A 7,226-nucleotide genomic window follows, 5' to 3' on the forward strand; every position below is an offset into this window, starting at 1 on the left:
GAAAAAACTCTCTTAGACTCTAAGGGAGTTTTTCATTTTGTATAAAATAAAATGTATTGTAATAAAAAGTCGATTAAGCATTGACAATAACCTTATCAAAAAGCTATGCTAATAGTGAAGAGGGCATAAAAAGATAATAGGAGAGAGTGGGGAGTTATATGGATAAAAAAATAAAGACATTAAAAAGAATAATTGTTTTATTAGTAGGGCAATTTATTGCAGCAGCAGCATTTAACCAAATTTTGGTACCAAATAATCTGGTACCTGTTGGATTGGGTGGTTTGGCAACAGTTATCAATAACTTAACAGGGTTAAATGTTCAGCTACTTTTAATGTTATTAAGTTTACCAATTATTATATGGGCTTTTCTAAAATATGAAAGAAAGCAAGTTTATTATGCCGCCTTTTGTTTCTGGCTATTTACTTTTTATATCGGTTTTGTAGATAAGATACTGCCAACTTTTTTAACTGACCCTATTATTGCATCAATTTTTGGCGGTGTTTTATTAGGTGTAGCTGGTGGGATGGTTATAAGACAAGGTGTAGCGAATGGTCCTGAAGCAATAGTAGGACTTTATTTAAAGGAAAAAAAAGATATAACAGTTGGTAATTTTTTTATGGTGATTAATACAATAATCATTTTTTCATCAATTATCTATGGTGATTTAACATTAATTATTTACTCTTTAATAAGTACATATATTGCTAGTAAGGTTACAGATGTAGTTATTTTAGGTAGTCATAAAATCTTTATTGTTAATATCATGTCTGATAACTATTTAGAAATCACAGAGTTTATACATAAAGAGTTAGATCGTGGTGTAACTTTTGTTCAAAGCTTAGATACGCATAGTGTTAAGAAGAAGATGCTAATTAAGACAGTGATTACGAAAACAGAGTTAATTGAGTTAAAGAATTATATTCATAATCTTGATGATGATAGTTTCGTTTATGTAACAGAAAGTGCTGGAGTCATTGGTGGTGGATTTACAGCATAGAAATCTTTAGCATAAAAGACCGAATCCTTTGATTCGGTCTTTTATACTATGTAAAAATATTTGAGGAATTGAATCCTAGAAGATAAAATAGATACATAAAATAATAGAAAAGAACAAATAGTTAGCACTTAAAAAAATGTAAATACATAATTATTGACACGTGTAAATAGATATGATATTCTTTATATAACTTAAGCATTATACCTTACATAATTGATTCTTGAAGGCTATTAAGTAGATTAATAAGTTACTAGCAAATGAAAACTTTAAAGAAAAAATATGTAGCATGTTATTTACACGTATAAATAAAGAAGGAGGAATCTTATGCGTATTTTATTCTTAGATTTAGATACTTTAAGACCTGATCATTTAGGATGTTATGGTTATCATCGCGATACGTCGCCTCAAATTGATGCCATAGCTAAAGAAGGAACTCGGTTTACTAATTATTATTGCTCAGATGCACCTTGCTTACCATCTAGAACTGCATTAATGAGTGGACAATTTGGTATTCATACTGGTGTTGTAGGGCATGGTGGTACTGCTGCTGATATGCGACTTGAAGGAGCACCGAGAGATTTTATGAGTAGGCTCAATACTGAAAGTCTGCCTGGATTTTTGAGACAACAGGGGTTGTATACAGCATCTATAAGTCCATTTGCTGAACGTCATTCATCATGGACTTTTTATGCAGGTTTTAATGAAATGTATAACACGGGTAAATGTGGTCATGAGTCTGCTGAAGATGTAACTCCTGTTGCACTTGATTGGATTAAAAGCAATGCTAAGAAAGATAACTGGTTTTTACATATTAATTATTGGGATCCACATACACCGTATCGAGCACCTGAAGAATTTGGTAATCCTTTTGAAGATGAGCCTTTACCTGAATGGATAACTGAAGAAGTGTTGCAGGGACACTTAAAGCACGTTGGACCTCACTCTGCGAATGAGATAAATATGTATGATGACAAAGTGCCTTCACAGTATCAAGAGAGAATGCCAGGTGCTTTGAAAAATATGGAAGACTTACATAGGTTTATTGACGGATATGATTGTGGTATCCGCTATATGGATCAGCATATTAGTCGATTAGTGCAGGCATTGAAAGATGAAGGTGTTTATGAGGATTTAATGATTATTATTACAGCAGATCATGGTGAGAATCTGGGAGAACTTGGACTGTATGCCGAACATGGGACAGCAGATCATATAACTTGTCGCATCCCAATGATTATACGTTGGCCAGGCAAGAATGAAAATCACGTTGATGATGGACTTCATTATAATCTAGATTTATTACCAACCTTAGCAGAGCTCTTTGGAGCGCAGCCTTCAGAAAGCTGGGATGGTGAGAGTTTTGCAAAATCACTAGAGGGTGAGAACTTAGGACGAAGAGAACTAATACTTTCACAATGTGCTCATGTTTGCCAGAGAAGCGTACGGTTTGATGACTGGATTTATATGCGAACATACCATGATGGTTATCATTTGTTCCCTAAAGAAATGCTTTATAATCTAAAAACTGATCCCTATGAACAGGAGGATGTAGCTGAGATGCATCCAGAGATATGTAATGAGGGTGCTCATCGCTTATTGAACTGGCATGACGATATGATGGCAACCATGGATTCAGATAGTGATCCACTCTGGACAGTTATAAGAGAAGGTGGACCATATCATGCTAGAGGGCATCTAAAAGACTATTGTGAATGGTTAAAAATGACTGGACGAGGAGATGCAGTGAAAGAGCTTAAACGTCGGCATCCTAGTGAGTTTAAGTAGATATTAAAAAGGAAGGGATGACTTTACTTGATAGTAAAGTCATCCCTTCCTTTATTAATTACTATTGTAAATAGTACTATAGTCAAGAGGAAGCATAAAATATAATAAAAACAACTACTGTGCACGAGCACAAAATATATTGACAATGAGATGGGGGTGTGTAATAATATTATTGTGCACGAGAACGATTGATGACATTATTATCATGGGGAGGTAATTATGAAACAAGGTTTTATTTATACTGAAGAGCATAAAGATCAAATATCTTTTCCTTTAGGAGGAATTGGGTCAGGTTGCATAGGTCTAACAGGTAATGGACGTTTAAAGGATTGGGAGATATTTAATAGACCTAATAAAGGAAGTTATAATGGTTTTTCACATTTTGCAATAAAAGCAGAAAATGAGAATGAAGTAATCGATTCAAGAGTATTACAGGGGGACTTACCGACTCATTATGTAGGTTTATACTCAGATGAACGTTATCGTGGTTACGGATTTGGTCCAGATCGACAAACCATGGCAGGCTTTCCATCCTTTAAAGATGTAACTTTTAAGGGTGAATTTCCATTAGCAACTGTCACATTTAAGGATAAAAGTTTTCCGGGAAAAATAGATATGACTGCCTTTAATCCATTTATCCCAATGAACGATAAAGATTCCAGTATTCCAGGTGCTTTTTTTGAGTTTGAAGTAGAGAATACATCTGAAGAAACACTAAAATACTCAATTTGCCTATCATTGCAAAATCCACTATTACATGGGTCACCTGTTAATGTGTATAGTAATGAAGGTGGATTCCATATAATGAACTTAAAGACCAATGGACTAGACAATGAGTGTATAGATTATGGTGAACTTTGCATGGCTACAGACGTTCAAGAGGCATCTTATCAGGAATATTGGTATAGAGGAAGCTGGTTTGATGAGGTAGGTATCTTTTGGAAGGAGTTTTCTAGTCAAGGTACATTAAAGAACCGTAGTTATGAAAAGAGTATTGAGAATATTGATAATGGTTCAAGTAGTAAACGTTCAATTGATACAGCATCATTATGTGGTGTCATAGAAATTAAGCCTGGAGAAAAGAAGTCTATTCGTTTTTCTTTGACATGGAATTTTCCTAACTATGTGAAATATTGGGGAAAAGAAGAAGGGTCAAAAGAAAATATGCCAAAATGGAAGAATTATTATGCTAAACTCTTTGAAAGTGCGAAAGACTCAGCTATATATTCATTAGAACAATGGAATCGATTATATAAAGAAACACTTCTTTTCAAAGATACTTTATTTGATTCAACTTTACCAGAAGAGGCTATCGATGCGGTATCAGCTAATATATCGATATTAAAGTCGCCCACCTGTTTAAGGTTAGAAAATGGAGAGTTTTATGGTTGGGAAGGTGTAATGAGCTACCGAGGATCATGTGAGGGGAGCTGTACTCATGTTTGGAACTATGCATATGCCTTACCTTTTCTTTTTCCTAATTTAGAAAGATCCATGCGTGATCTTGATTATACTTATAACCTAAGAGAAGATGGAGGTATGCCATTTAGACTTCAACTGCCATTAGGATCAAAGAGTTCGACCTTCAGACCATGTGTTGATGGGCAACTTGGAGGCGTATTGAAAGTCTATCGTGAATGGAAAATTTCTGGTGATGATGACTGGTTAAGAAATATTTGGCCAAAAGTTAAAAAGTCTCTAGAATATGCATGGTCTGAGAAGAACTATGATCAGTGGGATCCAGATAAGACAGGTGTTCTTTGGGGGCGTCAACACCATACATTGGATATGGAGTTATTTGGTCCAAACTCTTGGTTAACAGGATTTTATCTGATTGCTTTAAAAGCAGCTACAGAATTAGCTAATTACCTAGGTGAAAATGAGACTGCAAAAGAGTATCTTAAGATATTTGAAAAGGGGAAGGATTGGACTGATAAAAATCTCTTTAATGGCAAATATTATCATCAATTAATAGACTTAAAAGATAAAAGCATACTTGATCAATATAATAATGAAAGTCTTTCATTAGGTGGTTATGATATCTTCACTGCCTATTGGAGTGATGAGCATAGTGAGTTAAAATATCAAATAGGTGAAGGTTCAGCCATTGATCAAGTGGTAGCGTCGTGGCATGCTAACCTTTGTGGGGTAGGTGAGATATTTGATCCAGAGCAAACAAAAGAAGCACTGAAATCACTCTACAAATATAACTTCAAGGAGAATATGAGGGATTTCTATAATCCATGCCGATTATATTCTTTATATGATGAAGCTGGGATAGTCATATGCGATTGGCCAGAAGATAAGTATAAACCAGTTGTTCCTGTACCTTATTCTGAAGAAACCATGAATGGTTTTGAATATCAATCAGCTATACATATGATACAAGAAGGCATGATTGAAGAAGGAATGAATATTGTTAAAGCAATTCGTGAGCGTTATAATGGCTTTAAACGAAATCCTTGGAATGAATTTGAGTGTGGAAGTAATTATGCTAGATCCATGGCTAGTTATGCTCTATTATTAGCATTCAGTGGATTCAGTTATCATATGCCTTATAGACGATTAGGATTTAACCCTGTTATAACGGAAAAAGATTTTAAGAGTTTCTGGTCCATAGATGGTGCTTGGGGAAATATTGAAATAAATAAAGAACAAGTAATTCTCAAAGTTTTATATGGAAGCCTAGAAATTCGCCAGTTAGAACTATCATTTATTGATCAGATTAAAGAAATAACTCTCAATAGAGAAGAACTAGAATATGCTTTTGAAGAAGATAAGATTATATTCCAGAAGGAGTATACAGTGAATGCATCGGAGGAAATAATCATCACTCTATAGTATAACCGGCAGAGGTCATTATTGACTTCTGCCTAAGTTTATGCTACTTTTTAGTTAACGAGAGAATAAGGAACGGTGAAAGAAAATGGCTGTGACGATGAAAGAATTAGCAGAGGTTTGCAATGTATCAAGAGGAACTGTTGACCGAGCCCTCAATAATCGACCAGGTATTAATGAAGAAACTCGTAGATTAGTACTAGAGACAGCAGAGAGATTAGGGTATAGAAGGCATTACTTAGCATCTAGTTTAAAAAAGGGTAAAACATCAACTATCGGTGTAATAGTTTTTGACCTTCATAACCAGTTCTTTTCAGATATTATTAATCCACTTGAACGTAGGGCAAAAGAGTTGGACTATTTTGTTTATCTAACATTAACTGAGAAAGATAAAGGGATGGAAGAGGCATGTGTTCAACAATTAGTAGATCGTCAGGTAGATGGAATTATCATTGCATCAGTTAATAATGAAGAAGTTTACATCAATAAACTAAAAGCGTTGGACATACCTGTAATTAGTATATGTAATAAAATTTCTGATAGCATATCATTTGTTGACATTAAGAATGATCTAGCTATGTATGATGCTACTAAATTCGTAGTAGATAAGGGATATGACCAAATATTTTATATAAGTCCTCCTCTAAATAATCGATATAATCAGAATATCTATGCTCAGGAACAAAGATATTTCGGGTTTTTACGAGCTGTTAAGGAAAGTGCTGTTAGATATGAAGTCATTGAATCATCTAATTATCTAGTATTACTTGAGGAGCAAATATCAATGGGAACGAAGCCGGGTATTTTGTGCTCCAGCGATATCTTTGCATTAAGAATTTTAAAACACTTTAATGGATTAGGCTATGAGGTGAAAAAGGATTTTGGCCTTATGGGTTTTGATAATCTAGATATGTTGAAGTTTATTACTCCTCGTTTAACTACAGTGGCCTATCCTTTTGAGCATATTGGTACTAAATCATTGGAACTTTTAATAGATGCTATCAATAATGATAATAACGATACACAGTGTATTGAATATCCATATAAAATAATAGAGGGACAAACCCTATAACTAGAGTCTTCTTGTTTTATAGTAAGGAGACTCCATTATTTTGATATAAAAGCAAGTTGAATACTATCGATCATGTTCTTAACCTTTTTACTTACAAAGAGCATAAATTAACTGAAAATAATAACTTTTATATTGCTGTTGACACTAGGGAATAGAGATGTTATACTAGTCTTCGTTGTTAAGGACAAATGCTTTTAAATCAATGAAAAATTTTACTTATTCTTTGATTTAGGACAAAAATTGAACTTAAAAAATGATTTTAAATTTAATTTTTAAAAAGTACTTGACATTAAACAATAGATTTGATAGAATAGTCTTCGCTGTTGAAAAACAGCAAGTTATGAAAAAGAACATTGGAAACTGAACAGTGTAACACATACCCAAGAAATAAACTTTGATTTCGTTAGAATTTAATTCTAACATGGATATAATGCCAGAACTTCTGGCAGGATGAACTTTTAATATGAGAGTTTGATCCTGGCTCAGGATGAACGCTGGCGGCGTGCTTAACACATGCAAGTCGAGCGAGAAGC

The 7,226-nt window shown here is 34.0% G+C and carries 4 protein-coding genes and 1 rRNA gene; all 5 read left to right on the forward strand.

Going from position 1 to position 7,226, the window contains the following annotated elements; all coding sequences use genetic code 11:
• Positions 1-158: 158 nt before the first annotated feature.
• The gene (locus C1Y58_RS25935) at positions 159-998 is read left to right on the forward strand and encodes a YitT family protein (protein ID WP_105620058.1); all 840 of its coding nucleotides are present in this window, start codon (positions 159-161) and stop codon (positions 996-998) included.
• Between the two features lie 324 nt (positions 999-1,322).
• Positions 1,323-2,783 (forward strand): sulfatase family protein, encoded by a 1,461-nt coding sequence (locus C1Y58_RS25940; RefSeq protein WP_105620059.1) that lies wholly within the window; start codon positions 1,323-1,325, stop codon positions 2,781-2,783.
• 219 nt (positions 2,784-3,002) lie between these two features.
• Positions 3,003-5,624 carry a GH116 family glycosyl-hydrolase gene (locus C1Y58_RS25945; protein WP_105620060.1) on the forward strand — a complete coding sequence of 874 codons (2,622 nt, stop codon included), beginning with the start codon at positions 3,003-3,005 and terminating at the stop codon, positions 5,622-5,624.
• A gap of 85 nt (positions 5,625-5,709) precedes the next feature.
• Positions 5,710-6,693, forward strand: coding sequence for a LacI family DNA-binding transcriptional regulator (locus C1Y58_RS25950; RefSeq protein ID WP_105620061.1), 984 nt, complete (start codon positions 5,710-5,712; stop codon positions 6,691-6,693).
• A gap of 459 nt (positions 6,694-7,152) precedes the next feature.
• Positions 7,153-7,226: ribosomal RNA gene (locus C1Y58_RS25955) — 16S ribosomal RNA — on the forward strand; the annotation flags it as partial.

Source organism: Vallitalea okinawensis, from assembly GCF_002964605.1.
Lineage (GTDB): Bacteria > Bacillota > Clostridia > Lachnospirales > PQDH01 > Vallitalea_A > Vallitalea_A okinawensis.